We start from the raw sequence: 23,008 nt of genomic DNA, 5'->3' as shown, positions 1-23,008 counted from the left end.
CGCGCCCCATTTCCCCAGGGGAGAACTCATGGCAACGATCATCCGGTGGCGGCCGCCGCCGGTGCCGGCAGACCCCAAACAGCACGCACAAGCGGTCGCCGAAGCGGTCGCAACGGCGTGGCACGGGCAGTACGGCAGCTCTCTCAACGAAGTGGCGATCAGTGTGGTCGCCGCCCTGGCGGTCGCCGGACAGCACGGCCCGCCGGACCCCGACATGCCAGAACTCGTGGCAAACCTGGACCGGGCGCGGTTCGCCGAGCTGGTGAAACGCATCTGGCTCGAATGGTCGATCGTCCGCCCAGACCTCGTACCCCGCGCCCGCATGTTGTGGACGTGCCTGGACGGCAACCTCGACGATGCACTGTTGCGGGCGGTGCACTCCGTCGGCCAGGCGGCCCTGCGCCGCGGGGTATGGCAGCTCGGCGCGGAGCAGAACCGCCGGCATGAGGTCGATCTTCTCGGCACGGTGCTGCAGGCGGTCACGTCGGCGAAGGCGAAACAGGCCCGAGGCCAGTTCCTGACGCCGGAGTGCGTGACCGAGCTGATGGGCCGCATGGTCGAACCGCCGCCGGGTCGCAGCGTCATGGATCCGGCGGCCGGCACTGGCCGGATGCTGCTCGGCGCCGCGCGGGCGATGCGTGAGCAGGGCCTGGATCCGGCGGACGCGGAGTGGTGGGCCAACGACATCGACCCGTTGGCCGCCGCGCTGTGTGCGGTCAACACCGACATGTGGGATCTGGGCTTCCGTGTGGTCGTCGGCTGCGGTGACGGCCTGCTGACCGCCTGGACAGGCGAGGCGTTGCGGCAGCGGCAGGCAGCGATCGACGAGCTGCTCGGCTACGTCGAGGTCGCCCGCAAGGAGGCGGCGTCCCGCCACGTGCTCAACCTGCCCGCGCCGAAAGACCCGTTGATGCAGCACCTGCGGGCGGCCCGGCCCGCGCCGCCGCGGCAGGCGCCGCCGCACTCGTCGACGTTCGACGCGGCCTCGGCCTACCAAGGCCGGCTGTTCTGAGCCCGCCGCGGCTCACCTTTGCGACGTCCTGCGGCGCTGTTCAGTGGCTCGCCGGCTTCCTCTCACACCGAAGGTGAATCCCGATGAACCCGTCCCGCCCACTGCGTCCGGCAGCGACCCTGCAGGTGGCGCCGAGGCGCGAACCCAACGGACGTGGTCGCCTCGATCGCCTTGGGGGTCGAGCACCACCCGAGCGATCAGGTGGTGCTCGCCGGCGTACGAGGGGCATGTTGGACTTCTTCGCTGCGGACACCTAACCCCGACGAACACGGAGCACGAAGAGCCGCCACGGGTCCGCGAGACGGTGCAGCACACCGCCTACGCGACTCCTGGGTGAACCGGAACCAGCCCCGGAGTCCGAGGGCTACTGACAGGCTCCAGCGCGAGGCGCCGCGCCGCCGGCACAGATGTGGTGGCGCGGCGCCGGTCAGCCGTTGTCCCGCTGGTGCTGGTGGAACTTGTCGTCTTCGGCCTGCAGCCTGGCCCGCAGCCGGGCCCGGAGGGCGGCCTGCCTGTCTTCTGCGCCAGTGGCCGGTGCCGGCCCGCGGCGTCTGGCGCGGCGCCGTCCGGCACCGTAGCTGTCGGTGTTCTTGAGGCTGGTTTCCGGTGCGAGCTGCGCCGGCCAGGCGATGACAAGGTAGTCCTCGACCGGCTCGAGCACGCCCAGGTCGATGGCGGTGTCGCGGCCGCGGGCGTGCAACCGGACCCGGTAGTCGCCCGGGCCCGCCGTGGTCAGGACCGGCAGTTCCGGCGCGTCGCTGAACACGCCGGAAACCACCATTCTCCCGACCGGTGCGTGCACCGAAACCTCGAGGACCTCGTCCCAGGCTTCCGTGTCGGCCGTGGATGGTGGCGCATCACGGGCATCGACGGTGACCCGCACGGGGCCGCAGCTGATGCCGGTGAACACCACGATGCCGCCCGGATGCACGGAAGCCAGACCGTTGGTGGAGTCGTGTGGTGGCCGTAGGTTGATGCCGGTATCGGCCAGGTAGAACATGTGCTCGGAGACTGGCACATCTCCTCGGTCATCCACCACGACAGGTTAGTCCTTTACGGCGTGATCCAGACATAGAAGGCGTCGCTGTTCAGCATCCGCTGATCGATGTAGAAGCTGTTCAGAGCGCTGCCGCCGTTGCTGTTGTCATCGTCGTCGATCATGCAGGCGCTGTAGCCGCTCGGCCCGGTTCCAGCCGGCAACGGCACCTGGCATCCGTCGAAGGTGCGGCCTGGGCCGCCGCCGGTGGAGGCGCCTTGCCGGCTGGACTGGAACGGGTACTCGTCGCAGCTGAGCCCGGCTGGTCGCGGGTAGCTGGACGGGCAGGCGCGGCGGTAGTTGGCGTCCTGCTGGGCGGCGTCGATCAGCCGGTTAAGCGGCGCTGGGTGCGACAGTCCGTAGGCGGGGTGCGAGCCGGCAAGCCCGGAGTCCTGCGCGGCGAGGACGTGCCAGGCGAGTTCCTCGTACGGTCCCGAAATGCTGTAGTACAGCATCGGTGCGATGTCGCGGATGATGCAGCCGGCCACGGTGTTGTTGCCGGGCAGGTTGTGGTCGCAGCGGGTCGCCGGCGGTGTGATGGTGACCGGTGTTGACGGCGCTGTCCAGGTCGGGTTGGTGAAGAAGTACGACCAGGTCACGGTGGCGGCGCCGACCGAGCCACGGGTGGTGGCGGTGGACCGGTGGTACGACTCGCCGTCCGGGGAGTTGGTCAGTGTCACGGCCTGCGGTGGGAAGTCGGAACTGCTCACCGTGCAGGCGCCGGTGCAGGTGGCGCTGCCCTGCGCGAGGGTGCCGCCGATCGTGCCCCAGCCTCCGTACATGTCGAGCATGATTTGATAGCCGAAGGTGGGGCTGCTGGACGAGGTGAACTCGAAGGCGTACTGATCGAAGTGGATCTGCCCGATCACTGCGCCGGTGTTCAGATTGATCACATTGAGCGTCATGTCGGCATACGAGCAGACCCACTCGCGGCCGGTCTCATAGTCGAAAACCCACGAGCCTGGTGCGTCGTTGCACCAGTCGGGAAACGGCTCCAGCCGCGGTGTCGGACCGGGCTTCTGTGTCCTCCCAGCGCTCGACTTTGTGGGCTCGATACAGCTGACCGACGCCTTGCCCGGCTGCGCCGCCCGGGCGAGTTCCGGCAGCTGAGCCCGGACCGTCGTGCAGTCACCCGCCGTGCGGCTCACGCTCGGTGCGAGGGTCGCTACCGAGGTCGGAGCGGGTTTAGGCTGCGGTCGGCCGCGTTCTCGTGCGGTAGCGGGGTGCGTCGTGGTGGCGAGTATCAGCAGGATTCCCGCCGTGGACATGAGTAGCTTGCGCATTCATCCTCCCCCAGGATCCAGTCCACTGAGGACCGTATTCATCCGTGGAGATCGATTCAACGAATTGGATGTGCCATGCTCGATCAGTTGCACATCAGCTGACATGAAGCGGTCTCGTCGGCTCCGTCGGCGCAAGCCGTCGTCATTCGGCAGCAGGTCAGCCGCATCCTCGTGACGGCAGTACACAGGCTGCCGGGGGACGCCTGCTCGAACACGAACCCGCTGACCCGCTGCGCCAGGCCGATCAGCAGGGCAGCGCCGCGGCCTGGTACCGCGGCGTTGATGGGATACGATCACGCCAGAATGCGCCGCTGGCTCCGGGCCGGGCACCGACCTCCTGATCACGGTTGAGGACGTGCCAGATGGCTGCGGTGACTGATACCCCTGTTAAAGGCAAGATGCTGCGGGCGACCAAGCTCGGTCCATGCGGTGATCCCGTGTTTGTTGCGGGCGGCTGGCCGGTGCAGGTCGTCACGAAGGGCTTCGTGTCCGTCGAGTATTCCGCCGAGGTCGACGACGGCGAGGAAATCGATCAGCGCGACGCCAACGGCGACTCCTGTGTGTATGTGCCGGCGCGGCGGCGGATCAAGTTCTACAACGTGACCGTCACCGCGTGCCGGGTCGATCCGGAGCTGTACTCGCTGTTCACCGGCTCCCCGATCGTCGTGGACGAGGACGGCGTCAGCACCGGGCTGCGGGTGACCTCCGCGGTGAACCAGGACTCCGCGGTCGCCCTGGAGTTGTGGTCCGGCACCGCGCAGAAGCGCTGCTCGGGCTCGGCGGTGAACCGCCGGCCCCGCTTCGGGTACTTCCTCCTGCCGCAGATCCTCGACGGGCAGATCGGCGACTTCACGATTGAGAACGGCACCGCGAACTTCACCCTGACCGGCAAGGCGGTGGAGAACCCGGAGTGGGGCACCGGCCCGTACCCGGTGTACCTGCGCACGGCCGGGGTGGCGCCGCTGGCCGACCCGATGGGTGAGCAGGACCTGCTGCACCTGGACTGGACCACCCTGCCGCCGCCGGCCCCGACCGCCGGGCTGGTGCCGCGACCTGCCGAAGGGACGCTGACGGCGAACGGGTTGAAGGCGACGTTCACCGCCTCGTTCGCCCCGCCCGGCGGGTACACCCTCGACTGGGGTGACGGCTGGGTGACCCCGGGGGTCGCCGTGGGTGCGCCGGCGACGCATGACTACACCGAGGCGGGCACTTATCTGGTGACGGTCACCGACACCGCCTCGGGCGGTCAGCGGTTCCTGTCCGTCGCCGTCGCATGACCGGCCCCCTCGCGCCCGGTGGCTCGTGCGAGTGGCCGGTCGACGTGCAGCAATGCGCCGGGTGGGACGACCATCCCGAGGCGGTACGCGATCTGGCTAAGGTGGTGGCGGGGCATCTGCTGTGGATGCTGTCGGGCCGCCAGTTTGGGCTGTGCCCCACCACCGTGCGGCCGGTGCCACGCGGGCACCCCGGGGTGCGGGTGTGGCGGCGGTGGGAGCTGTACCTGTCGCCGGAACTGCCCGGCTGGACGACCTTCTGCGGCTGCCCGGGCCTCGGACCCGTGGTCGACTGTGGCTGCGACCGCGACGTGCAGGTGAGCCTGCCCGGCGGCGTGCAGCAGGTGCTCGAGGTGCGCGTCGACGGGCAGACGCTGCCCGCGTCGGCGTACCGGGTCGATAACCGGCGCTGGCTGGTCCGCACCGACGGCGGCCGCTGGCCGACCCGGCAGGAGCTCACCGCCGGCGACGACCAGCCCGGCGCATTCGCCGTTACCTACGAGCGCGGCGTGCCGGTGCCGGCGGCGGGCCGGTGGGCGGGCGGGCATCTGGCGTGTGAGATCGCGAAGGCCGCCGTCGGAGACACGAAGTGCCGGCTGCCGCGCCGGGTCTCGGCGATCGTGCGTCAGGGCGTGCACACCGAGTTCGTCGACCCGACCAAGTTGGCCCGCGACGGCATGACCGGCATCCCGGAGGTCGACGGGTGGCTGGCCGCGGTCAACCCGTACGGGCTGCCGCGCGACAGCGTCGTGTGGTCAGCCGACCTCCCCTCACCGCGGCGGCGCACGTCATGACCGCGCCGGTGCTGGCCGACGATGTGGCCTGGCCGATCGCGGTCGGGCTGCGGACTGTCATCCGGGCGGCGTTGGCCGATGCGGTGGGCGGGCCGCCGGCGTCGTGCGCGGTGGTGCCCGGCCGCGATGTCGCGATCGATGACTGCTGCGCCGGGCAGGCGTGGGTACGCATCGTGCGGGTGTACCCGACCACCGCGGCGGAGTTCCCGAACCCGCGCGGCACAGCCGTCGGGGAAGGCTGCGACGACGGCGTGTTCTGGGCGGTCGAGCTAGGTGCGGGCAGCGCCCGGTGCGCGCCGTCCGCCGACGACTACGGCAACCCGCCCAGCGACGAGCTGTTGGAGGACGCCGCCCGCACGCTGGCCGACGACGCCGCGCGGATCCGCCGCGCCGTCCTGCACGACCTGCGCGCCGCCGAAGCCGTCGACGAGGTGTTCGTCGCCGAGCAGTCGTCGGTCGGCCCCTCCGGCGGCTGCGTCGGTCAAGAGGTGCTGGTGGCGGTGCTGACCGTGATGTGTGTAGACGAGACGGGGTGAGCGGTGATGCCGACAGAGGGTGAACTGGTGACGGTGCGGGCGCTGTGGCCGATGCCGGGCGTGCCGGATCAGGCGGTGTCGACGCTGTCGTGGGGGCCGCATCTGGCCGCCCTCGTCGACGCCGGCCGCTACGAGATCCTGCCCCCGGCGCACGTTCCGGATGGCGGCGAGGCGCCCATCCGCGCGCGAGATCAGCCCGCGGTTGGTAACGCGCCCGCGCGCCCCGACGCCGAGCCGCCGGAGGACCGGCCCGCCCGCAGGCCGCGGGCACGCTGATGGCCGTCACGGTCAAGGCCCGCCTCGACCTGTTCCAGCCGGAGATCCGCCGGCTGCTCACCGGCCCGGTCGGGCCGGTCCTCACGTTCGTGCGCGGCGTCGCCCGGCGGGTCCGCACCCGGGCGGTGCTCACCTGCCCGGTCGACAGCGGCCGGCTGCGCTCGGCGCACCGCGAAGAAGTCGGGGTGCGCCGCGGCACCGTGTACGGGCTGGTCACCAACGACGTCGAGTACGCCGAACTCGTGCACGACGGCACCGGCCCGCACACGATCCGGCCGCGCCACCCGGACGGGGTGCTGCGCTTCGAGAAAGGCGGCCAGGTCGTGTTCACCACGATCGTGCGGCACCCGGGCACACGACCGCAGCCGTGGCTGCGTGAGGCGATGGAACACGAAGCGCGCCGGTCCGGGTTCCGGATCGTGCGCCGCTAACCAGGGGAGTCGAAGATGCGCGAATTCACGACCAGTACGAAGGCCGCCGCAGACAGCGGGGCACGCCTGCCGGCGGTCCCGTTCGTGCTCGACGGGGTGCAGATGGTGTGCCAGGCGCCGAAGAACGCGCAGGTCGCGTATCTGGTGGCGGCGGCGTCATCGAACCGCAGCGAACAGGACCAGGTCGCCGCCGTGTTGGACTTCTTCGAGCAGACCCTCGACCCGGCGTCGCTGATGGTGTTCCGCCGCCGGCTGCTCAACACCCGCGACGAGTTCGACTTCGAGGACGCGATGCGAATCTTCGAGTACGTGTGTGAGGAGTGGTCCGGCTCCCCTACTGGGTCGGGTGGCGGCTGATCCACCTAGCCGTCGCCCACTGGTCCGCCTTCCATGGCCGGATGCTGCTGGCCACCGGCCGCGACCCCCTCGAACTGCCGCTGCCGTCGTTGCTGAACCTTATCTACGCCTGGTGGGTCGGGGACGCACCGGACAACGAGGTGGCCAAGTTCGACGCCTCGTTGCAGACGCCACCGGCCGCAGCTGACCTCGACGAGCGCGACGAATGGTCCGACGACGAAACCGATGACAGCTTCGCCCGCGCCCTGGACGCGCAGACACCATGAGAGCCGCGAGGCAGACAAGGAGACACCGATGACTGTCCGAGGCGGCTACTACCTTGGCGGCAACGCCGATATTCGCACCAACGCGGCCGTCATCGGCAACGTCAGAGCCCAAGAGGACCATTCCCTAGTAGACCAGCTAGCTGGCGCTCAGAGCTCGCGAACTCGCCGGCGCCGACGCCGACGCACGAATGGCTACAGGAACGAGTTTCGGCCCCATCTACGAGCGGGTTTTGGCTCCATATGTCGATCACCAACGGCCTTGATCGCGAAGGAGATTTGGCCCCATCCCCCAGTCGGCGTCGCGCGTCTGATGAGGCTACTCGTCGGGCTTACGTGGTGGCGGGATGGTAGTCCAGACCACCGGCGGACGGCAGCAGGACGGCGGCGTACCGTTGATCAGCGGTGATGTCAGCGTCCTCATCGATCTCGAAGCCGATGAGGGCGCGTTGGAACGGCACGTCGGCGTACACGGCAGCAGCGACGTCGGCCAGCCACCGGTCGAGTTGCGCCCGCCAGGCGAGTGACTCGACACCGCTGCGTTGGTCGAAGGGATAGCCACCAATCCGGCGGTCGCTCCGGGCCAACGCGCCGAGCGGCAGGTAGAGCTCAACCTCGTCGCCGTCCTCGTACCGGCCTGAGTACCCGCCGCAGACGACGCGGTCACCGGACGGCAAGGTCAGCGTGCCGCGTAGATGGCCGTGCTCGTGCAGCGCGGCCGCGCTCGGCTCGACCTCGACGAATCCGCAACCGCTGGCGTGGCCAACTAGGCAGCCTTGGACGCCGGCGGCACGCCACAGGGACCGCACCGCCCGGTCGAGCTTGTCGTCGTCTGGGACGCCGAGGCTCAAAGACAGCTCATAGAATCCGCCGCTCCAGTTTTCCTCGTCGTTCATGTCGTCCGCGGTCGCCATCACACCAAGATTCACTATTTGACGATTGGCGTCACCTTGGTTGCTCGCACCTCCCACGTGAGGGGCGGAGAGCCGCAGGGAGCGACGAGGTGGGGCCAACCCTCGTCTAAATCGATTGCCGGCCGAGACGAGTGGGGCCACAACTGGTTCCCAGATGGGGCCGACTCTCACCCGCGAAACCACACGAAACCCCACAATCCGCAAAGTAGGTCTGGACGACTGAAGTCGGTGATGTCCAGACCCACTTTGCGGACCGCTGGTCAGCGCCTTGGCCGTCCGCGGCCTTCGGCTGGACCGGACAGAAAGAGACGACGCAGGCCCGCTCAACGTGACAGGTGGTGGTCCGGCCCCGCGCCACCGACGCCGCCGGTTCGTCGACCTCCATCGAGGAGTGTCGCACCAGTGACCACCTGGTCGAGCGGCGCGGCGGCGCCGGGCACGGGCCTCAGCGGCCGATCGCGTCGAGTTCCGCGACGGCGTCGGCCGGCAGCGTGAGGGCGGCGCTGGCGACGTTCTCACGCAGGTGCGTCACCGACGACGTGCCGGGGATCAGCAGGATGTTCGGTGACCGGTGCAGCAGCCAGGCCAGCGCGACGGCCGGCGCAGCGACGCCGAGCCGCTGCGCGACCGCCTGCAGGGTGTCCGATTGCAGCGGCGAGAAGCCGCCGAGAGGGAAGTACGGCACGAACCCGATCCCCTGCCGGGCGGTGAGGTCCACGAGGGCGTCGTCGCCGCGGTGAGCGATGTTGTAGAGGTTCTGGACGCATACCACCGGTGCGATCGACTGTGCCTCGGCGAGCTGGGCGGCGGTGACGGTGCTGAGGCCGAGGTGCCGGATCAGTCCCTGCTGCTGCAGCTCGGCGAGCGTCTCGAACTGTTCCGCGATGGAGCCCGGTTCTGGCGCGTCGACACCGCCGACGCGCAGGTTCACGACATCGAGCACGTCCAGGTGGAGGTGCCTCAGGTTGTCGTGGACCTGCGCGCGCAGCTCCGCGGGCGTGCGGGCGTGCGGCCACCCGCCGTGCTCGTCCCGGCGGACGCCGACCTTCGTGACGATGTGCAGATCGTCCGGGTACGGCGCGAGCGCGTCGCGGATGAGCTCGTTCGTGACGCGCGGCCCGTAGAAGTCGGCGGTGTCGATGTGCCGGACTCCGAGGTCCACAGCCGCGCGCAGGACGGCGATCGCGGTGTCCCGGTCTTTCGGTGGCCCGAAGACACCGGGGCCGGCGAGCTGCATGGCGCCATAGCCGACGCGAGTGAGCTCAAGATCGGCGACGCGGTAGCTGCCGCCCGGGAGATCGTGGGATGCCATGGCTTCCTTCCTGTTCACAGACGCATGCCGTGAGCGGCATTCACGATGCTTCGGGTCCGGCGCAGCAGCGAGTGCCCCGGTCATCCTGGGGGCGGCAGGACCAGGATGCCTGGCCGCGCTGCCCGTACCATAGGCGCATGGCCAGGCCAAATTTCCTGGGCGAGTATCTGCGCGCACGTCGCGAGCTCGTCGATCCCGTGGACGTGGGCCTGCGCGTCGTGGGCGTCCGGCGGACGCCGGGTCTGCGCCGCGAGGAGGTCGCAACCCTCGCCGGTATCAGCGCCGACTACTACCTGCGCCTCGAACAGGGGCGCGACCGGAACCCGTCGCCGCAGGTGCTCGAGGCGCTGGCCGGCGTGTTCGGGCTCGATGCGGCCGCGACGCAGTACCTGCTGAGCCTCTCCGGCGCTCGACCGACGACCCGGAAGCGGCCACGCCGCGAGGTCGTTCCGACGGGCATCCGGCATCTGCTCGACGCGCTCGAGCTACCGGCGTACGTGGTGAGCCGGATGTTCGATGTGCTCGCCGCGAACCGGCTCGGGACCGCCCTGTCGCCGAGCATCCGGACCGGAGAGAACCGTCTGCGGTCAATTTTCCTGGATCCGGTCGAGCGGGATCTGTACCCGGACTGGGAGCAGGTGGTTGGTGGCATGGTCCCGTCGTTCCGCGCCTCGCTCGGCACCGACGTCCACGATCCGCGAGTCGCGCAGTTGGTCGGCGAGCTGTCTCTTGCGAGCGAGTCGTTCCGGCAACTCTGGGCGCGGCACGACGTCAAGCCGCTCGCGGGAGCGCCGGCACGGATGCGCCACCCGCAGGTCGGGCTGCTGGAGCTGCGCCGCGAAAAGCTGCCGATCGGCGACTCGGGCGGCCAGTTCCTGGTGATCTACCACGCGGAGCCGGGCTCCGACAGTGCCAGGTCGCTCACGCTGCTCGGGTCGCTGGCCGCGACGGATGAGGCGCCAGGGGCAGAGGCCGGGACCGGACCGCAGTCGCGCACCTCGTCATACTGAGAGGGCCACCGGAGCGATAGCCTCCAGCGACATGCCCCGGTTGATCGCCTGGGTGGCTAGAGTGTGCCGGGGTTGGTGTGGGGTGACCCGGCCCGAGGCCGGCCTGTTCAGCGGCCTTGCGAACAGCGGCTTCGATGCGAGAGGCGTTGACCGGTCGGCCGTGGTCGGTGAGATCGCAGACCCGCTGGCCGGTGCAGCAGCTACTCGTCGAGCAGGGCCTTCATCTGCGGATGCAGGGAAACGTAGCGGTCGGTATGCATTTCGCCGACCGGAACGCGCAGCCAGTAAACGAAGCCGATCTGGACCACCGTATCGGTGGTCAACGCCCCGTTGACCGCACCAACCCCACATAACCGCAGGTCAGCCGCCTTTTGCTGTCATCGGCGTTATGGACTCCGTGGATGATGCTGAGAGAACCCGCTCGGACCTTGCCGGGCTCGTGGTCACCTCGGTGGGCCGGCTGGTTCCCGTCGATGACGAGTACGAGCCGTACCGCCTGCTGGACGGGACGGGGCCGTCGTCGTGCCGGTGGCGGAGTTCTTTCGGGAGCTGGTCGCGGCCGGCCGCTCACCGTCGGCGCTGCGATCGTACGGGATGGACTTGCTGCGGTGGTGGAACGATCCCCAAACGGACCCAACGCATAGATCAGCCTGAAGGATCTCGAACTGCCCTCTCAGGGCGTTGACGCAGTACCGATCCCTCGCTGATCCGTACCTGCTGCCGGGATGGAAGGCCGAATGGCTCACCCAGCTTAGTGGCGACGTCCTGCTCAACGTGGTGGTGGAGCTCAAGCACTACGGCACCCGACCGGGTCCGCAGAGCGTCGGCGGGCGCACGGTGCTGGCCCCCACGATGATGATCCAGCGCCGCAACGGGGTGGGCGTTCCCGCCTACGGCTACGGCCAAGTCCTCGCCGGCCATATCGATCCCCTGCTCGACCGCCTACGCGTCCAGCTCACCGCCATGCCTCACCCGGAGATGATCAACGTCCAGTTCGCCAGTGAGTTCGACACCGATCACGAGTTCGGCGTGATCGAGCATTGCCCCCTCAATTGGCCGGAGGCGGACGCGCGCGCTGTCGCGTCGGTCAGGTACATGGCCGGCTACCTGCTTGACGGTGGCATCCCGGCTGGTGTCACCTTTTCGATCGGCTGCGGGGGTTTCGACCGCCCGTCGTTTCGGCGCCTGCACCCCGCCAGCCTCGCCGGCGTCCTCGACCGGATGCAGTTCAACGCCTACAACCACGGCACGGCCCGCACGCCCTACGACGTGCTCAACCGGACCAAGGCGTGGATCACCGATGACCTCGACCCCAGGTGGCACCGAAAGCCAATCATCATTGCCGAGTACGGCACCGCCGCTTCGCTGGGCAGCCAGGCTGCGTGGCTCGCCGGCGTACCCGGAGCGATCGACCGCATGGAGTCCGACGGGCGCCCCTTCGTGGAAGCCCTGGTGTATTTTGACTCCAACCCAGAGTGGGCAACCCTCAACCCCCGACCGGAAGGGCTTCAGGCCCTCCACCGCGCCTACAGCACGACCCCCCTCGCGCCGGCATCACGACCCGCCCTCTGCGCACGAGCGCGGTAGCCGTCGAGGTTCAGGCCGGGTAAGTCGCATTCGACGGACGAGAGCCCTAGTCGGCCTTCGTCTCCGGGTCGGTGCTGAACGCAAGGAACTCGTTCCCGAGATCTGTCGTCGCCGGCTGCGAGAGAGTCGTCTGATACATCATGGCGGTGATCGGGTCGAGTATCAGGCCGGCGGTCGCAAGCGCCCTTGCGTAGCGGTCGATCAGATCGTGTCGGTTCGTCAGCTCCGGCATCCCGGCCTCGATAGCCATCGCCTTCGCCGCGTCGGCGCTGGGACGTGGCACGCCGCGGCCGGAGTCGTCACGGCCGAAGTTCCAAGGAGGAGCGGTGGCGGCGAGCTGCCGATACCGGACCTTGTACTACATCGCAGGTGTGCGGGCGGTCGTCAGCTCGGCGGTGCCGATGGAGTGTTGCGCTGGAGCAAGCTGTCGACGCTGGCCTGCAACCGGTCCACCCGGCCGCGGATGTCCTGTCCCACGTTCGACGCGACGATTGCTCGGTACAGCGCCCAAGCGGGCCGTACTGTCGGGTTGCTGGCGGCATCGTCGTCCGGGTTCACGACGGCGGCCGCGGACACCTTGCCGGCGGCATCCTTGCCGGGGTCGTAGGCCAGCACCGCGGTCGCCAGGGCATCCCGGCCGGCGCTGCTGCGCGCCCACTCGGTCATCCAGGCGGTGAACTCCGTCTTGGTCACGTCGTCGTCCTCCTCGAGTAGCCCCCACGGGCGGGTGTTGCTCTCCTGTGCGGTGTTGTACCGGGCGCTGAAGTGTGCATGCCCGGTGTGTGGGTTGTCGCCGTTGTAGGCCCGGGCGGTCCAGCCCCAGGAACGGGCCCAGATGCGGCGGTCCCAGATGACGTAGTCGAGCCGGTCATCGCGGCCCTGACGGTGCCGGGTGACGATGACCTGGACAACCCGGGCCATGTTCCAGCCTGCCTTGCGCAGATCCTTATCCACATCGAGCGCGTGGACCTCGTTGATGCGGTCGCTGTCCTTGGTCGGGGTGTTGCCGGTCTCGTCGGGGTTGTGGTCGGATGCGCCCGCGGCGTGTGAGGTGTCACCGATCGATCCGTCGGAGTCCTTGCGCCGGCTCGGCGCGAGGCGGTTGACCTCGTTACGCAGGCTGACCAGGCAGGGCACCAGGATCCAGCTGGCCACCGTCGTCACCTCCGTTCTGCTGTACGGGCGCCTCAGCCGGCTCGGCGGCAGGCGTGTCCCATCCGTCGTTCACGGGATCACCGGCGTTGGCTTCGGGGTTGCGGTCGCCGCAGAGTGGCTGGCCCACGTTCGGCTCCTTCCAGGTGAGCTGGCTCGGTATCAGATGTCGTTGCGGCTGCGACCCGGCCGGGGCGGGATGGCCGGCGGCGGGGTGGCAAGCGCGGTCGCTACCTGGCCGTCGACGCGCGGCTTGACCCAGCCGAAGTAGACGGCGAGGTCGGCGACGGCGGCCAGGGCGAGGGTGACGGCGGCGATTTGGTCGTCGTCGAGGGGCAGGATGTTGAGGGCGGCGATTGCGACCAGGACGGCTTTGATCGTCGTGGAGACCACGACGCCGACCGCGGTCGGATTTTGCGGGATCATGCGAACTCCTTCGCAAGGTAGCGATGGGTGGGAAGGCCGGTGCCTGGACCGACGTCGGCGACGGCAGCCAGCACCGGGGTCAGGTGACGTTGACGCCGAGCAGCAGCACCGAGTAGATGGCCGGCCCGGTGATACTTCGACGGCGAGTCCGGCTTCGCGCTGCTCGGCCTGGACCGCCGCTTCGGTGGCCGCGCCGAAGTCTCCGTCGACGGCGATGTCCTGGCCGCGGACAGTGAGCAGCGACTGAAGGACGCGTACTCCGACGCCGGTGTCCCCGCGCTTGAGCACGGGCAACTCCCGCAAAATCTCCTTTGTGTGTGGCGGCGTGTTCGGTGTTCCGGGTTTTGCCGGGGCCGGCTTCGGTGTGCGGGTGAGCGCGCGCAGCTGCTCGACGGTGCCACGGAACGCGTTGACGTCGATCTGTCGTCCGGCGACCTTGCCGGAGGAGGAGAACTGCAAGCGGGATCATCCCAGCCTTCTTGACCGCGGCGATGTTGCGATCGAAGGTCGGGTCGTTGTAGGCGGTACCTTCGGTCGCCTTGCACACGCACGCGGTGTATCCCTCGCGGGCGATCTGGGCGATGTTGATACCGCCCTGCCAGTGCGAGATGTCGACAAGCCAGGTGATGGGCTCGGCCACAGCGCTCCTCTCGTCGAGAGTGGAGCGACTGCTCGGGGGGCAGTGAGATCACTGTAACGCGAGCGTGCGACACGTTTACGGGCGGTCGCGGCGCCAACGGCGGCCTCGTTGCCGAGACGGTGTCGGAGCAGGTCGTTGGTGAGGGCCCTGCCTGCTTCACAGGGTTATCCACAGCTTCGGATCCGGCGGTTGCGAGTGCTGGAGGGAGCGGGGACAGTCAACGGTGTCGGCCAGGTACCGAACGGGCTGCCGGCCACGGCCGCGCGGCAGGTGGGGCAGAGCTCGTTCCGCAGGCCACCGACGGCAAGGCAGATTGGGGTCGACCGTAGGAGCCGGTTGGGGTGGGCGGTGTGTCACCGGTCGGGGGATCGCGGTGGCACACCGCCCGCGGCGCCGCCAGTCACACCGGCAGTGCCGCATCCGTCAGGCCCATGCGCTGCACGCGTGCACGGACCGACGATGGTCATGCGGTGGCGAGGACGTACCGGCCGTCGCGGACGAGTACCTGGAGGGCGGTCCGCCGGTACGGGCAGCGGACGGTGTCGCAGGTCAGATGGGCCTGCATGGTGTGGTGGACCTGGTCGACGGTCATGGAATCGGGGTCGAGCGTGGCAACGTCGTCGGCGGGCACCCTTACCTCCTTGTATCGATCGCCGGGTACGGGGTCAGTAGGGGGAGGTAGCCAGGGCGCCGACGGCGGTGCGGATGGCGTCGGCGACCTCGGGGATCGCGGCGGCGGGCCAGTCGGGGTCCGTCAGGAGCGCCTTCTCCGTGATCCGGTTCATGACGGCGCGCAGCATGTTGCTGGTCTCGGTGTCGCTGAGGTCGATGACCAGGCTGTGTTGCAGGTTCAGCGCCCAGGTGAGCGCGCAGAGCGCATCGATGTGCGGCTCCGGACGCTGGCGTCCTTCGATGCGGTAACGGACGTTCTGCCTGACCCACGCGGCCGAGCCGATCCAGGTGAGTTCATAGCGGCTGCGGCCCCAGCGACGGTCGCTGGTGATGACGTTCTTGTCGATCAGTTCCCTGCGGGTCTGCCGGTAGAGCTCAGGGCCGAGTTCGCGAAGGAGCAGATGTAGCCCGGGTATGTGTCGCAGGTTGACGATCGTGGCCAACACCTGTTCGGTGACGGCCCCACAGGTTGTGCAGCCATCGTCGGTGTTCTCGTCGACGGGGGCTGTGCTTCGCGCACCGTCCGTCCGCCGTCCGCTGTCATCCGGCTGGCGGGAACGGGTACTGCCGTCGGCGGATGACCAGCGGTGATCGCAGCGGCCACGGTTGAACAGGTACGGGCTGCCCTGCACGACGTGGACCCGATTCGCGATCAGCAGATCGGTCAAGGCCGCGCCTGCGAGCCCGACACCGATCGCGGGCACATGCAGGTGGGGTTTGAGGCTGCGGGTCTCGTCGTGGGCGAGCACGAACAGCTGCTCTCGTACCGAGGTGAGGCCGTAGCGGTGGCGGGTCGTCATGGTCATTAGCTCCACGCTCACAAGACCGGCCTCGAGGAACGCAGTCCGGCGTGCACCCCGGCGTATGAGCAGGCGCCGTCGAGGTAGCGCTTGGCGATGCGGGCCACCATCGAGTAGTTGGCGTCGACGACGTTGCCGACCCGGGTCTCGCCGGCCTGCGCGACCAGTTGCAGCGCGTCGAGCAGGTCCAGGCCAGTCACCGCGGCGATCTGCTCGACCAGGTCGTGCTGGGCGACCCGGAACGCGTCCTCCAAGGGCCGGCCCAGCCCGATCGACATCAGCGCGGCGTCGGTCTCCAGCCGCGGCGTCGGCGTGTACACGCCGGGGATCAGGTCCACGGCAAGGACTACATCCATGGCCACCTCGACCGCGACGCCGGAGACTTCGCCGTCGCCTTGGCGGGCGTGGCCGTCGCCGAGCGACAGCATCGCCCCCGGCTCGTTCACCCCCAGGTACAGAGTGCTGCCTGCGCGCAGCAACGGCGTGTCGAGGTTGCCGCCATACCGATCGGGGACGATCGACATGCGCACCTCACCAGCGGCGGGTGCGACCCCGACGGTCCCCAGCATCGGTTCGAGGGGCAGATCGATCTTGACGTCGCTGGTGCGGGCGGAGTAGCGCACCGTCTGCGCGTGGAGATCGATGGCGTAGCGCCATACCCGCTCTTCCAACGGCGGCTGTAGCGTCGCCGTCTGCGCGGTGGAGGTAAGTGCCCCGAAGTGCGGGAAGGTCGACGACCACCCGTACGGCACGCTCGGATGTAGGGACACGAGGTGCACCGCGAGGGTGTCGCCGGGCTGCGCGCCGATGATGTGGAACGGGCCGGTCACCGGGTTCAGGTACGGGAACTGGCACACCTGGCTGGGCAGGTCGTCGATGGAGGCGACGGCGCCGCCGAAGCAGTCCTTGGTCTGGGTGTACAGCCGGTCACCTGGCCTCAGCTTCGCGATCGCCGGGCGGCCTCCGAAGGTGAACCCGACCGACGCATCCGTGAGCTCGTGCACGACGTACGCGCCCCGAGGCCCCTGACCGTGGGAGACAACGAGCGGCTCAGACATGACGTCCCGCCCAGGCCGGCACGTGGGCGGCAGAGGTGTCATCGAGCCCGGACAACCGTGGTCGCCGGCCCGTCAGATGAAGCACGAGCAGAACGAGCAGTCCGGCGACGATCCAGGCGATGCCCACCTGCTGCGCGGCGATGTTCGCATGCACGATGACCATGAGGAGGATCGCGGCGCCGACCAGCGGAACCACTAGATTCCGCATGCTGCTGCCGTCGCGGCCGTTCGTGAGCCACCGCCAGATCACCGCGATGTGCAGCACCGTGAACGAGGCCATCGCGCCGAAGTTCACCAAGCTCACCAACAACCTGATCCCGTCCGCACGAGACGCCATGTACAGACCGACTACCAGGGAGATCACGGCGGTGAGCAGGACCGCGTTGGCCGGCACCGACCGGCTGCGCGTCACCCGGGCCAGCTCGCCTGGTAGCTGACGGTCGCGGCCCATCGCGTACAGCAGCCGAGAGGTGGCGAGCTGGGCCACCATGTTGTTCGCGATACCCCACGCCAACGCGGTCGCGACCGCGGTCAGGGTGGCCACCCACGGGCCGCCGGCGATGCGGGCGGTGTCGTAGAACGCCGTCCCGGCCGCGTCTCCTTCGGCGATCAACCGGCCGGGGTCGTCCACCAGTAGCGCGGCGACGAAGGTCTGCGCGATGAACAACAGCCCCGTGAGGCCGAGGACGGCGTACATGGCTCGGCCGACCTGTTCGCCGCCGCCTCGGGTCTCCTCTGCCAGCATCGAGATCGCGTCGAAGCCCAGATAGCTCAACGCCGCCACCGACACCGCCCCGGCCGCCACCGACAGGGAGAAAGTGTTCGCGTTGAAGAACGGCACCCACGAGAAGCCCCGGCCAGCACCGGCGGCGAGCGCGGCGATGCCGACCACTAAGTAGATGGCTAGGACGGCGAGTTCGCCGATCAGGAAGACCCGCATGGCCTGCTTGGTGACCTTGATTCCCAGCAGATTCAACCCGGTGTTGACGGCGACGAACACCACGATCCAACCCCACACCGGAACCGCCGGCACCACCGACGCCATGCTCCCGGCCGCGATCAAGCCAAGCAGCGCCGGAATCAGCACGTAATCCAGCAGGATCGTCCAGCCAGTGAGGAACCCGACCGACGGAGCAATCGCCCGCCCGGCGTAGGTGTACGTCGAACCGGCAGTCGGATACGCCTGCACCATCACCGCATACGACGACGCGGTGAACATCATCGCCACCATGCCGATCAGATACGCCAGCGCCACCATCCCACCCGACGCCTGGAACACGCCGCCGAAGATCCCGAAGGGTGCGATGACGACCATGAAGATCAAGCCATAGATGACGAGGTCCCGGAACCGTAAGGAGCGGCTAAGCTCCTGCTTGTATCCGAACTGCTCGATTCCAGGCGGGGCGTTCAGGATGTGTGCAGCCATCATAGGGCCCTTCTATGCAGAGTGACGCTGGCCGGACCGCTTTGCGAGCGTGAAGTGGAGCCAGCCCGCCGTGACGCGCCCAATGCAGCGACGGCAAGCGGGGGCTCAGGCTCGGCCAGGCGACCTGCCGCGACATCGACGATGGTCAGTGCAGGTGGTCATGTCGAGCCCTTAGATGCAGACAGGCACCGTTGTCCGCATCGCGAGCCGCTGACCTATGTGAGGGGCCCTCGTAGGTCAGGGTTGATTGCGCGATGCTGCAGACCTCGCGGGATCGCCGATTCGCAGCGCCGTAGAAGTGCCGTATGCGCGGGTCGCTGCAGCGGCTGCGGCGGTCGTCCTGCTCATCGCTCAACCCTTGGGTGAGGGATGAATGCCCCTGCTCCATGCCGCCGAACGGTGCCTGCTTCCTGTTCATGGCTAGGTTTGCTGCGGCTAATCGTGCGTCAGTGATGCGGACAGCTTCTGCTGTCCGCATCCGCCTCCTAGCTTTCGGCGTTCAACCTCTGCCTCAATTGAGCCGCTGGCGAGCGAAGTCTCTTCCTGAGTTCGCCCGATCCGCGTGAAGGGAAGTGCCTGTGCCTGCGCCACCACAAGCCCGAACAGCGCCGGGAGTGCCGCTGCACCAGCTATGGCTGACCGTTGGTGACGGTCTCCAGGTGCAGCGAGTTCACCTGCACCTCGCCGAATGGCGAGAGATCATCGCGTCCGATGCGCCATTGCCGGACGTCCGCGACGTGGATCTCACCACGGCTCTCGCCACCAATCCGGTGAAAGACGTCGCGTCAACTCTGAGCCGCATCGACGCGGCGGGACTACGGCCGTGAATTGACCTGGCGGCGCAACACACCTTCCCAGTCGGCCCGGCCAACGTACTCGCCCCTACTACAGCCGCTCAGGCCAGCGACATGCTAGGTGAGGGCGTCGACCCGCAGGTATCCGCCGACGTCAGCGCGGTGTGCGGTGCTGCCGCCTGGTGGGTCGGATTCTTCGCGATCATCCGCCACCGCGGAGTCCATCACCTCACCCTTCAGCCCGAAAAGCCTCCGGTAGCACGGACGGTGCGGGGCGTCTTGCACGCTTGCTGGGCATTCCCGCTCACCGTCTTGTACACCGCCCAGGTGGCCACGACCGCCTCGCCCACAGTTCGCGAGTTCTTCTCCGCCTACCTGCGCATGCAGGCCGAACAACTCGGCCAAGCCCGGGACAGCTTTCAGACCGCCATCACACTCGTGGACCATGACGACCTACGACGTCGCATGATCCACGTTTTCGACGCCGCGCTGGACATCACCACGGTACGAGCGACCTAACCAATGGAGGGAGAGCAGGACGGTGGTTGACGTGTGCACGCTGTACCGTCGACGACACCGACCGCTACCATGCGGCGAACCCGTTCGCCCGCCGGTAGGGCATACGGCCGGCGCACCTCCGTGAGGTTGGGATGGCCCAGACTCCCCGCGAACTCGCACCAAACACCTCCGCCAGGCACTACTTCGGCGCCCACCTGCGCCGGATGCGCGAGGAGCGCGGTTGGTCGCAAGCACAGTTGGGGCAACGACTGCACGTCAGCGCCGATCTCATCGCCAAGGTCGAAAAGGCCATGCGCTGGCCGACCGGCGAGTTTGCCGCGGCCTGCGACGCCACCCTCGACACAGGCGGCACTCTCAGCAAGCTGACGCCGCTGATTGACATCGAGCGCTGTCAAGAGCGGACTGCGGCGACCGCGACCGCCCAAGCAGTACGAGCCGCCATCGCTCAGCAGCGAAGCGGCAACCCACCGACAGTCTCCAGACCCGCCGCCTCATCACGAGCGTCGGTCCGATCAGGCACGGTTCAAGCGGGCGACATGGCATCGACGCTGCCGGGCGTAGAACTCACGGCCCCGCCACCGGCGTGGCCGGTCGACCGCTTGCTCACCCTGCCCCAAGGAAAAGCCCTACCCGCAACCACCCTCACACTTACCGATACCTCTTCACTACCCGCCAGCCATGCTGCTGTCCAGCCAGGCAGAGTAGGCCGCTTCCATGCCGCCGCGTCCGGACTGCGCGATCTCGCGGTGGTCGAGATTCCCACCGACGAAGGGCCGGCCGTTGCCGTGGCCACGTCGCCGGCCTTTGGGATGGTTTCCCCGGCGTACCGCCTCGACGCCTTCACCCTTGGCATCCTCTGGGCCCTGTGCGGCATGGACGACGCCCTCCTCGCCGACGACGCCGCCCTCGCCGAGAGCATCCCCAAACTGCGCCGCTACGCCGAACTACCTGGCTCCGCAGTCGGCCGCGCCGTCGCTGCGGACCTCAACCCGCTGAGCCAGATGTGGCTCGGCTCCGACTTCTGTGCCCGATACATCAGCCACCGACTCGAAACCGCCACAGACCAACCCATTTTCTGGACTCGCGAACAGTACGGGGAAGAAGCAAGCACCTGGCTCCTCTTCCGCCACAAGATCGACTACTTGCGGGCAACGAGCGGACGCTTCACCACACCAACCGCACCTGCAAACCGCGTCTTCTGCATCCCGGAGACCGCAGTACAGACCAGCCCCCTCGCCGAACGCGTCCTGTTGCTGCTGTCCGCCGCCTTCATGGAGTCCCTCCACATCGCCGTACACGTCAGCGCCGACCCCGCCTACGCAACCGTCGAAGGGTTCGTCCTGAGCCCCCAGGCACAGGTAATCCTCGCCAACTGGGTACGCGCAGACGGGCTCTGGCACGTCGACGCCCTCGACCGCCGCACCGCCCTGCGCCGTTACGACGACGTCGCCCGCGGCGGCCAAGCCGACGCGATCACCGCAGCACCCCACTCCAATCAACGTCTACAGGGCCTCGCCGAGTACCTCGACCTGAACTGGACATGGCTACGCCGACGCTGTACCGAATTGTCTACAGTCGGTATCGAAGGCATGATTCGGCCTCGTAGTCGGCTGCTGTCCACCGACGGAATCAACGCCGCCTGCCGGTACCTGGCCCGACTTACCTAACCTCCGCTCCAAGCCTGAAGCTGTGACAGGCTACTGCGGGCACCACAACAACACGAACGAGGAGGTGCGGTGGCGGAGAAGCCGGCATCGGTCCTAATGCTCTCCCTGGGCGGCACGATCGCCATGACCTCCAGCAACGGGCCGGGCGGCGTCGTGCCGACATTGACGGCCGAGGACCTCATCGCCGCCGTACCCGGTTTGGCGGAAACCGGGATCGAAGTGCAGGTCCAAACGTTTCGCCAACTGCCCGGCGCCTCCCTGGACTTCGACGACCTCACCGCTCTCGCCACTCTGATCGCCGAGCGCACAGCTACGGGCGGTGTGGACGGAGTGGTGGTCACCCAGGGCACCGACACCATCGAGGAGACGGCCTACCTACTCGACCTACTGCACGCCGGAGACGCACCCGTCGTGATCACCGGGGCGATGCGGAACCCCACCATGGCCGGCGCCGACGGACCCGCGAACGTGCTCGCCGCGATCCGCACCGCCGCCAGCCCTATCACCCGCACCCTCGGCGCCGTCGTGGTGTTCGCTGACGAGATCCACGCCGCCCGGCACGTCCGCAAAACCCACTCCACCAGCGTTGCCACCTTCCGCTCACCCAACACCGGCTTGCTCGGCCACGTCATCGAGGGCACAGTTCGGCTATTCAGCCGCCCGCCAAGCCGCCTGGTCGTGCCGCTCGAGCAGGTCGCGCGCGTGCCGCGGATCGGGCTCTACACCGTAACGCTGGGCGACGACGGTGCCCTCCTCGCCAGCGCGGACGACATCGACGGTCTTGTCGTCGCCGGCTTCGGCGTCGGCCACGTACCCCAACGCCTCATCGACCGGCTCACCACCCTCGCCGCGCGGATTCCCCTCGTGCTCACTTCCCGCACCGGCGCCGGACCTGCCCTGCAGTCCACCTACGCCTTCCCAGGCTCCGAGACTGACCTACAACGCCGAGGACTCACCAACGCCGGATTCCTCGACCCCTACAAGGCCCGGATCCTGCTCCACGCCCTGCTAGCCACCAGCGCCGACCACGACACGATCGCCGCCGCGTTCAGCGCCGCCGGCGGCACCGGTGACGCTGCCTGCTGGCCCTGGCCTGCCCACGACTCGAAGCAGGAGAAGCAACATGCGTAGTCACGAACTGACACCCGGGCGAATGATCGGCGTGACGTTCGACCACGGCGAGGACTTCTTCACTGCTCTCACCGAAGCTTGCCGCACCAACGGCATCCGGCACGGCTACATCCCCGTCTTCATCGCCGGTCTCAGCACCGTCGAGATCGTCGGCACCTGCCAACGCCTCGACGACCCCGCAGCCCCCGTCTGGGATCGTGTTCATTTGACGAACGTCGAAGCACTCGGCGGCGGCACCATCGCCTACGACGAATCCAATGATCGCATCGCACCACACATCCACGTCAGTGTCGGACTCAAGGAACACAGCGCCACCGGGCATACCAGCCACCTACTCGCCGCCACCGTCCAGTTCCTAACCGAGATGCTCATCATCGAGGTGGCTGAGCCGGCCATGCACCGCGTCCCTGACGCCGCGTTGTACGACGTCCCGCTACTTCGCTTCGGAGACCAATGACGCCGTCGGGCTCCTTTGTGCTTGTCCTTGAACTTCAAGATCTGGTTGGTGATGGTCGTACGCTCGCGGCATGACCGGTGGCGGGCGGCGTGCCTGGCAGACAGATTGCAAGGCCCGGGGCTATGAGCGCCCCGGGCCTTGCGTGTATGTGGTGCTGTGCTGTTGTGCAGTCCTACTGCTT

27 protein-coding genes and 2 pseudogenes are annotated in these 23,008 nt (G+C 68.3%); 15 read left to right on the top strand and 14 right to left on the bottom strand.

Going from position 1 to position 23,008, the window contains the following annotated elements; all coding sequences use genetic code 11:
* Positions 1-28: 28 nt before the first annotated feature.
* Positions 29-1,012 (top strand): N-6 DNA methylase, encoded by a 984-nt coding sequence (locus EDD30_RS31755; RefSeq protein ID WP_071803503.1) that lies wholly within the window; start codon positions 29-31, stop codon positions 1,010-1,012.
* Positions 1,013-1,439: 427 nt separating this feature from the next.
* Here EDD30_RS31755 and EDD30_RS31750 read toward each other — a convergent pair whose 3' ends face one another.
* Together EDD30_RS31750 and EDD30_RS31745 are read right to left on the bottom strand one after the other, a co-directional pair.
* Positions 1,440-2,012: a hypothetical protein gene (locus tag EDD30_RS31750; protein ID WP_071803502.1), complete on the bottom strand. Its 573-nt coding sequence runs from the start codon at positions 2,010-2,012 to the stop codon at positions 1,440-1,442.
* 53 nt (positions 2,013-2,065) lie between these two features.
* Entirely contained in the window at positions 2,066-2,953 is an 888-nt protein-coding gene (locus EDD30_RS31745; RefSeq protein WP_071803501.1) for a NucA/NucB deoxyribonuclease domain-containing protein, read from the bottom strand.
* 740 nt (positions 2,954-3,693) lie between these two features.
* Here EDD30_RS31745 and EDD30_RS31740 point away from each other — a divergent pair.
* The 7 genes from EDD30_RS31740 to EDD30_RS31710 are packed head-to-tail and all read left to right on the top strand — an operon-like array spanning position 3,694 to position 7,265.
* A complete protein-coding gene (locus tag EDD30_RS31740) occupies positions 3,694-4,608 on the top strand; it encodes a hypothetical protein (protein WP_143162567.1) in 915 nt (304 codons plus the stop codon).
* Positions 4,605-5,399, top strand: coding sequence for a hypothetical protein (locus EDD30_RS31735; protein ID WP_084556145.1), 795 nt, complete (start codon positions 4,605-4,607; stop codon positions 5,397-5,399). The genes EDD30_RS31740 and EDD30_RS31735 overlap by 4 nt, the downstream gene beginning before the upstream one ends.
* Positions 5,396-5,935, top strand: a complete 540-nt coding sequence (locus EDD30_RS31730; protein WP_143162566.1) for a hypothetical protein — start codon at positions 5,396-5,398, stop codon at positions 5,933-5,935. The genes EDD30_RS31735 and EDD30_RS31730 overlap by 4 nt, the downstream gene beginning before the upstream one ends.
* Positions 5,936-5,941: 6 nt before the next feature.
* Positions 5,942-6,211, top strand: a complete 270-nt coding sequence (locus EDD30_RS31725) for a hypothetical protein (RefSeq protein ID WP_123678613.1) — start codon at positions 5,942-5,944, stop codon at positions 6,209-6,211.
* The gene (locus tag EDD30_RS31720) at positions 6,211-6,642 is read left to right on the top strand and encodes an HK97 gp10 family phage protein (RefSeq protein WP_084556144.1); all 432 of its coding nucleotides are present in this window, start codon (positions 6,211-6,213) and stop codon (positions 6,640-6,642) included. The genes EDD30_RS31725 and EDD30_RS31720 overlap by 1 nt, the downstream gene beginning before the upstream one ends.
* Before the next feature lie 15 nt (positions 6,643-6,657).
* Positions 6,658-6,999, top strand: a complete 342-nt coding sequence (locus EDD30_RS31715; RefSeq protein WP_071803497.1) for a hypothetical protein — start codon at positions 6,658-6,660, stop codon at positions 6,997-6,999.
* A 41-nt stretch (positions 7,000-7,040) separates the two neighbouring features.
* Positions 7,041-7,265, top strand: coding sequence for a hypothetical protein (locus EDD30_RS31710; protein WP_143162565.1), 225 nt, complete (start codon positions 7,041-7,043; stop codon positions 7,263-7,265).
* Between the two features lie 329 nt (positions 7,266-7,594).
* On the opposite strand, the gene EDD30_RS31705 is transcribed toward EDD30_RS31710, so the two are convergent.
* Complete coding sequence (locus EDD30_RS31705; RefSeq protein ID WP_071803495.1) at positions 7,595-8,176, bottom strand: hypothetical protein; 582 nt, start codon at positions 8,174-8,176, stop codon at positions 7,595-7,597.
* A 445-nt stretch (positions 8,177-8,621) separates the two neighbouring features.
* Entirely contained in the window at positions 8,622-9,488 is an 867-nt protein-coding gene (locus tag EDD30_RS31700) for an oxidoreductase (RefSeq protein WP_071803494.1), read from the bottom strand.
* Between the two features lie 137 nt (positions 9,489-9,625).
* On the opposite strand from EDD30_RS31700, the gene EDD30_RS31695 reads away from it, so the two are divergent.
* On the top strand, positions 9,626-10,498 hold the full coding sequence (locus EDD30_RS31695) for a helix-turn-helix domain-containing protein (RefSeq protein WP_071803493.1): 873 nt from the start codon (positions 9,626-9,628) through the stop codon (positions 10,496-10,498).
* A 200-nt stretch (positions 10,499-10,698) separates the two neighbouring features.
* Here the strand turns inward: EDD30_RS31695 and EDD30_RS41615 are convergent, their stop codons facing one another.
* Complete coding sequence (locus EDD30_RS41615) at positions 10,699-10,821, bottom strand: hypothetical protein (RefSeq protein ID WP_280526181.1); 123 nt, start codon at positions 10,819-10,821, stop codon at positions 10,699-10,701.
* A gap of 358 nt (positions 10,822-11,179) precedes the next feature.
* On the opposite strand from EDD30_RS41615, the gene EDD30_RS31680 reads away from it, so the two are divergent.
* A complete protein-coding gene (locus EDD30_RS31680) occupies positions 11,180-12,085 on the top strand; it encodes a hypothetical protein (protein ID WP_071803492.1) in 906 nt (301 codons plus the stop codon).
* Positions 12,086-12,131: 46 nt separating this feature from the next.
* Here the strand turns inward: EDD30_RS31680 and EDD30_RS31675 are convergent, their stop codons facing one another.
* The 9 genes and pseudogenes from EDD30_RS31675 to EDD30_RS31645 all read right to left on the bottom strand — a co-directional run bounded on the left by EDD30_RS31675 (position 12,132) and on the right by EDD30_RS31645 (position 18,259).
* Positions 12,132-12,335, bottom strand: coding sequence for a type 1 periplasmic-binding domain-containing protein (locus tag EDD30_RS31675; RefSeq protein ID WP_071803491.1), 204 nt, complete (start codon positions 12,333-12,335; stop codon positions 12,132-12,134).
* Positions 12,336-12,469: 134 nt separating this feature from the next.
* On the bottom strand, positions 12,470-13,240 hold the full coding sequence (locus tag EDD30_RS31670) for a hypothetical protein (protein ID WP_143162564.1): 771 nt from the start codon (positions 13,238-13,240) through the stop codon (positions 12,470-12,472).
* A 159-nt stretch (positions 13,241-13,399) separates the two neighbouring features.
* Positions 13,400-13,663, bottom strand: coding sequence for a hypothetical protein (locus EDD30_RS40035; RefSeq protein WP_211277689.1), 264 nt, complete (start codon positions 13,661-13,663; stop codon positions 13,400-13,402).
* Between the two features lie 150 nt (positions 13,664-13,813).
* Positions 13,814-13,951: pseudogene (locus EDD30_RS42155) on the bottom strand (peptidoglycan-binding domain-containing protein); the annotation flags it as partial.
* Between the two features lie 187 nt (positions 13,952-14,138).
* Positions 14,139-14,303 (bottom strand): annotated as a pseudogene (locus tag EDD30_RS42150) (GH25 family lysozyme); the annotation flags it as partial.
* A 463-nt stretch (positions 14,304-14,766) separates the two neighbouring features.
* The gene (locus tag EDD30_RS39420) at positions 14,767-14,934 is read right to left on the bottom strand and encodes a hypothetical protein (protein WP_170047148.1); all 168 of its coding nucleotides are present in this window, start codon (positions 14,932-14,934) and stop codon (positions 14,767-14,769) included.
* 34 nt (positions 14,935-14,968) lie between these two features.
* Positions 14,969-15,724, bottom strand: coding sequence for a GOLPH3/VPS74 family protein (locus tag EDD30_RS31655; RefSeq protein ID WP_170047146.1), 756 nt, complete (start codon positions 15,722-15,724; stop codon positions 14,969-14,971).
* 68 nt (positions 15,725-15,792) lie between these two features.
* Positions 15,793-16,833, bottom strand: coding sequence for an acetamidase/formamidase family protein (locus EDD30_RS31650; RefSeq protein ID WP_084556143.1), 1,041 nt, complete (start codon positions 16,831-16,833; stop codon positions 15,793-15,795).
* Positions 16,826-18,259: an APC family permease gene (locus EDD30_RS31645; protein WP_071803516.1), complete on the bottom strand. Its 1,434-nt coding sequence runs from the start codon at positions 18,257-18,259 to the stop codon at positions 16,826-16,828. The genes EDD30_RS31650 and EDD30_RS31645 overlap by 8 nt, the downstream gene beginning before the upstream one ends.
* Positions 18,260-18,873: 614 nt before the next feature.
* On the opposite strand from EDD30_RS31645, the gene EDD30_RS31640 reads away from it, so the two are divergent.
* The 5 genes from EDD30_RS31640 to EDD30_RS31620 all read left to right on the top strand — a co-directional run bounded on the left by EDD30_RS31640 (position 18,874) and on the right by EDD30_RS31620 (position 22,827).
* Positions 18,874-19,086 carry a hypothetical protein gene (locus EDD30_RS31640; protein ID WP_071803486.1) on the top strand — a complete coding sequence of 71 codons (213 nt, stop codon included), beginning with the start codon at positions 18,874-18,876 and terminating at the stop codon, positions 19,084-19,086.
* Between the two features lie 294 nt (positions 19,087-19,380).
* On the top strand, positions 19,381-19,572 hold the full coding sequence (locus EDD30_RS39415) for a hypothetical protein (protein ID WP_170047144.1): 192 nt from the start codon (positions 19,381-19,383) through the stop codon (positions 19,570-19,572).
* 131 nt (positions 19,573-19,703) lie between these two features.
* Positions 19,704-21,239, top strand: a complete 1,536-nt coding sequence (locus EDD30_RS31630) for a helix-turn-helix domain-containing protein (protein ID WP_071803484.1) — start codon at positions 19,704-19,706, stop codon at positions 21,237-21,239.
* Positions 21,240-21,308: 69 nt separating this feature from the next.
* Entirely contained in the window at positions 21,309-22,370 is a 1,062-nt protein-coding gene (locus tag EDD30_RS31625; RefSeq protein WP_071803483.1) for an asparaginase, read from the top strand.
* Positions 22,363-22,827: a PPC domain-containing DNA-binding protein gene (locus EDD30_RS31620; protein WP_071803482.1), complete on the top strand. Its 465-nt coding sequence runs from the start codon at positions 22,363-22,365 to the stop codon at positions 22,825-22,827. The genes EDD30_RS31625 and EDD30_RS31620 overlap by 8 nt, the downstream gene beginning before the upstream one ends.
* Positions 22,828-23,008: the final 181 nt, after the last annotated feature.

The organism is Couchioplanes caeruleus, assembly GCF_003751945.1.
Lineage (GTDB): Bacteria > Actinomycetota > Actinomycetes > Mycobacteriales > Micromonosporaceae > Actinoplanes > Actinoplanes caeruleus.
The sequence above is the reverse complement of the archived record's forward strand: the minus strand, read 5'-3'. Positions and strand labels throughout refer to the sequence as shown.

Excerpts from the sequence above, each read along its gene's own strand:
- EDD30_RS31675 (WP_071803491.1), bottom strand. The coding sequence starts at position 12,335 with ATGGCTATCGAGGCCGGGATGCCGGAGCTGACGAACCGACACGATCTG.
- EDD30_RS31710 (WP_143162565.1), top strand. The coding sequence starts at position 7,041 with ATGCTGCTGGCCACCGGCCGCGACCCCCTCGAACTGCCGCTGCCGTCG.
- EDD30_RS31740 (WP_143162567.1), top strand. The coding sequence starts at position 3,694 with ATGGCTGCGGTGACTGATACCCCTGTTAAAGGCAAGATGCTGCGGGCG.
- EDD30_RS31695 (WP_071803493.1), top strand. The coding sequence starts at position 9,626 with ATGGCCAGGCCAAATTTCCTGGGCGAGTATCTGCGCGCACGTCGCGAG.
- EDD30_RS31645 (WP_071803516.1), bottom strand. The coding sequence starts at position 18,259 with ATGGCTGCACACATCCTGAACGCCCCGCCTGGAATCGAGCAGTTCGGA.
- EDD30_RS31755 (WP_071803503.1), top strand. The coding sequence starts at position 29 with ATGGCAACGATCATCCGGTGGCGGCCGCCGCCGGTGCCGGCAGACCCC.
- EDD30_RS31630 (WP_071803484.1), top strand. The coding sequence starts at position 19,704 with ATGGCCCAGACTCCCCGCGAACTCGCACCAAACACCTCCGCCAGGCAC.
- EDD30_RS31750 (WP_071803502.1), bottom strand. The coding sequence starts at position 2,012 with ATGTTCTACCTGGCCGATACCGGCATCAACCTACGGCCACCACACGAC.
- EDD30_RS31650 (WP_084556143.1), bottom strand. The coding sequence starts at position 16,833 with ATGTCTGAGCCGCTCGTTGTCTCCCACGGTCAGGGGCCTCGGGGCGCG.
- EDD30_RS31700 (WP_071803494.1), bottom strand. The coding sequence starts at position 9,488 with ATGGCATCCCACGATCTCCCGGGCGGCAGCTACCGCGTCGCCGATCTT.
- EDD30_RS31620 (WP_071803482.1), top strand. The coding sequence starts at position 22,363 with ATGCGTAGTCACGAACTGACACCCGGGCGAATGATCGGCGTGACGTTC.
- EDD30_RS40035 (WP_211277689.1), bottom strand. The coding sequence starts at position 13,663 with ATGATCCCGCAAAATCCGACCGCGGTCGGCGTCGTGGTCTCCACGACG.
- EDD30_RS31705 (WP_071803495.1), bottom strand. The coding sequence starts at position 8,176 with ATGGCGACCGCGGACGACATGAACGACGAGGAAAACTGGAGCGGCGGA.
- EDD30_RS31745 (WP_071803501.1), bottom strand. The coding sequence starts at position 2,953 with ATGACGCTCAATGTGATCAATCTGAACACCGGCGCAGTGATCGGGCAG.
- EDD30_RS31730 (WP_143162566.1), top strand. The coding sequence starts at position 5,396 with ATGACCGCGCCGGTGCTGGCCGACGATGTGGCCTGGCCGATCGCGGTC.
- EDD30_RS31735 (WP_084556145.1), top strand. The coding sequence starts at position 4,605 with ATGACCGGCCCCCTCGCGCCCGGTGGCTCGTGCGAGTGGCCGGTCGAC.
- EDD30_RS31725 (WP_123678613.1), top strand. The coding sequence starts at position 5,942 with ATGCCGACAGAGGGTGAACTGGTGACGGTGCGGGCGCTGTGGCCGATG.
- EDD30_RS31715 (WP_071803497.1), top strand. The coding sequence starts at position 6,658 with ATGCGCGAATTCACGACCAGTACGAAGGCCGCCGCAGACAGCGGGGCA.
- EDD30_RS31720 (WP_084556144.1), top strand. The coding sequence starts at position 6,211 with ATGGCCGTCACGGTCAAGGCCCGCCTCGACCTGTTCCAGCCGGAGATC.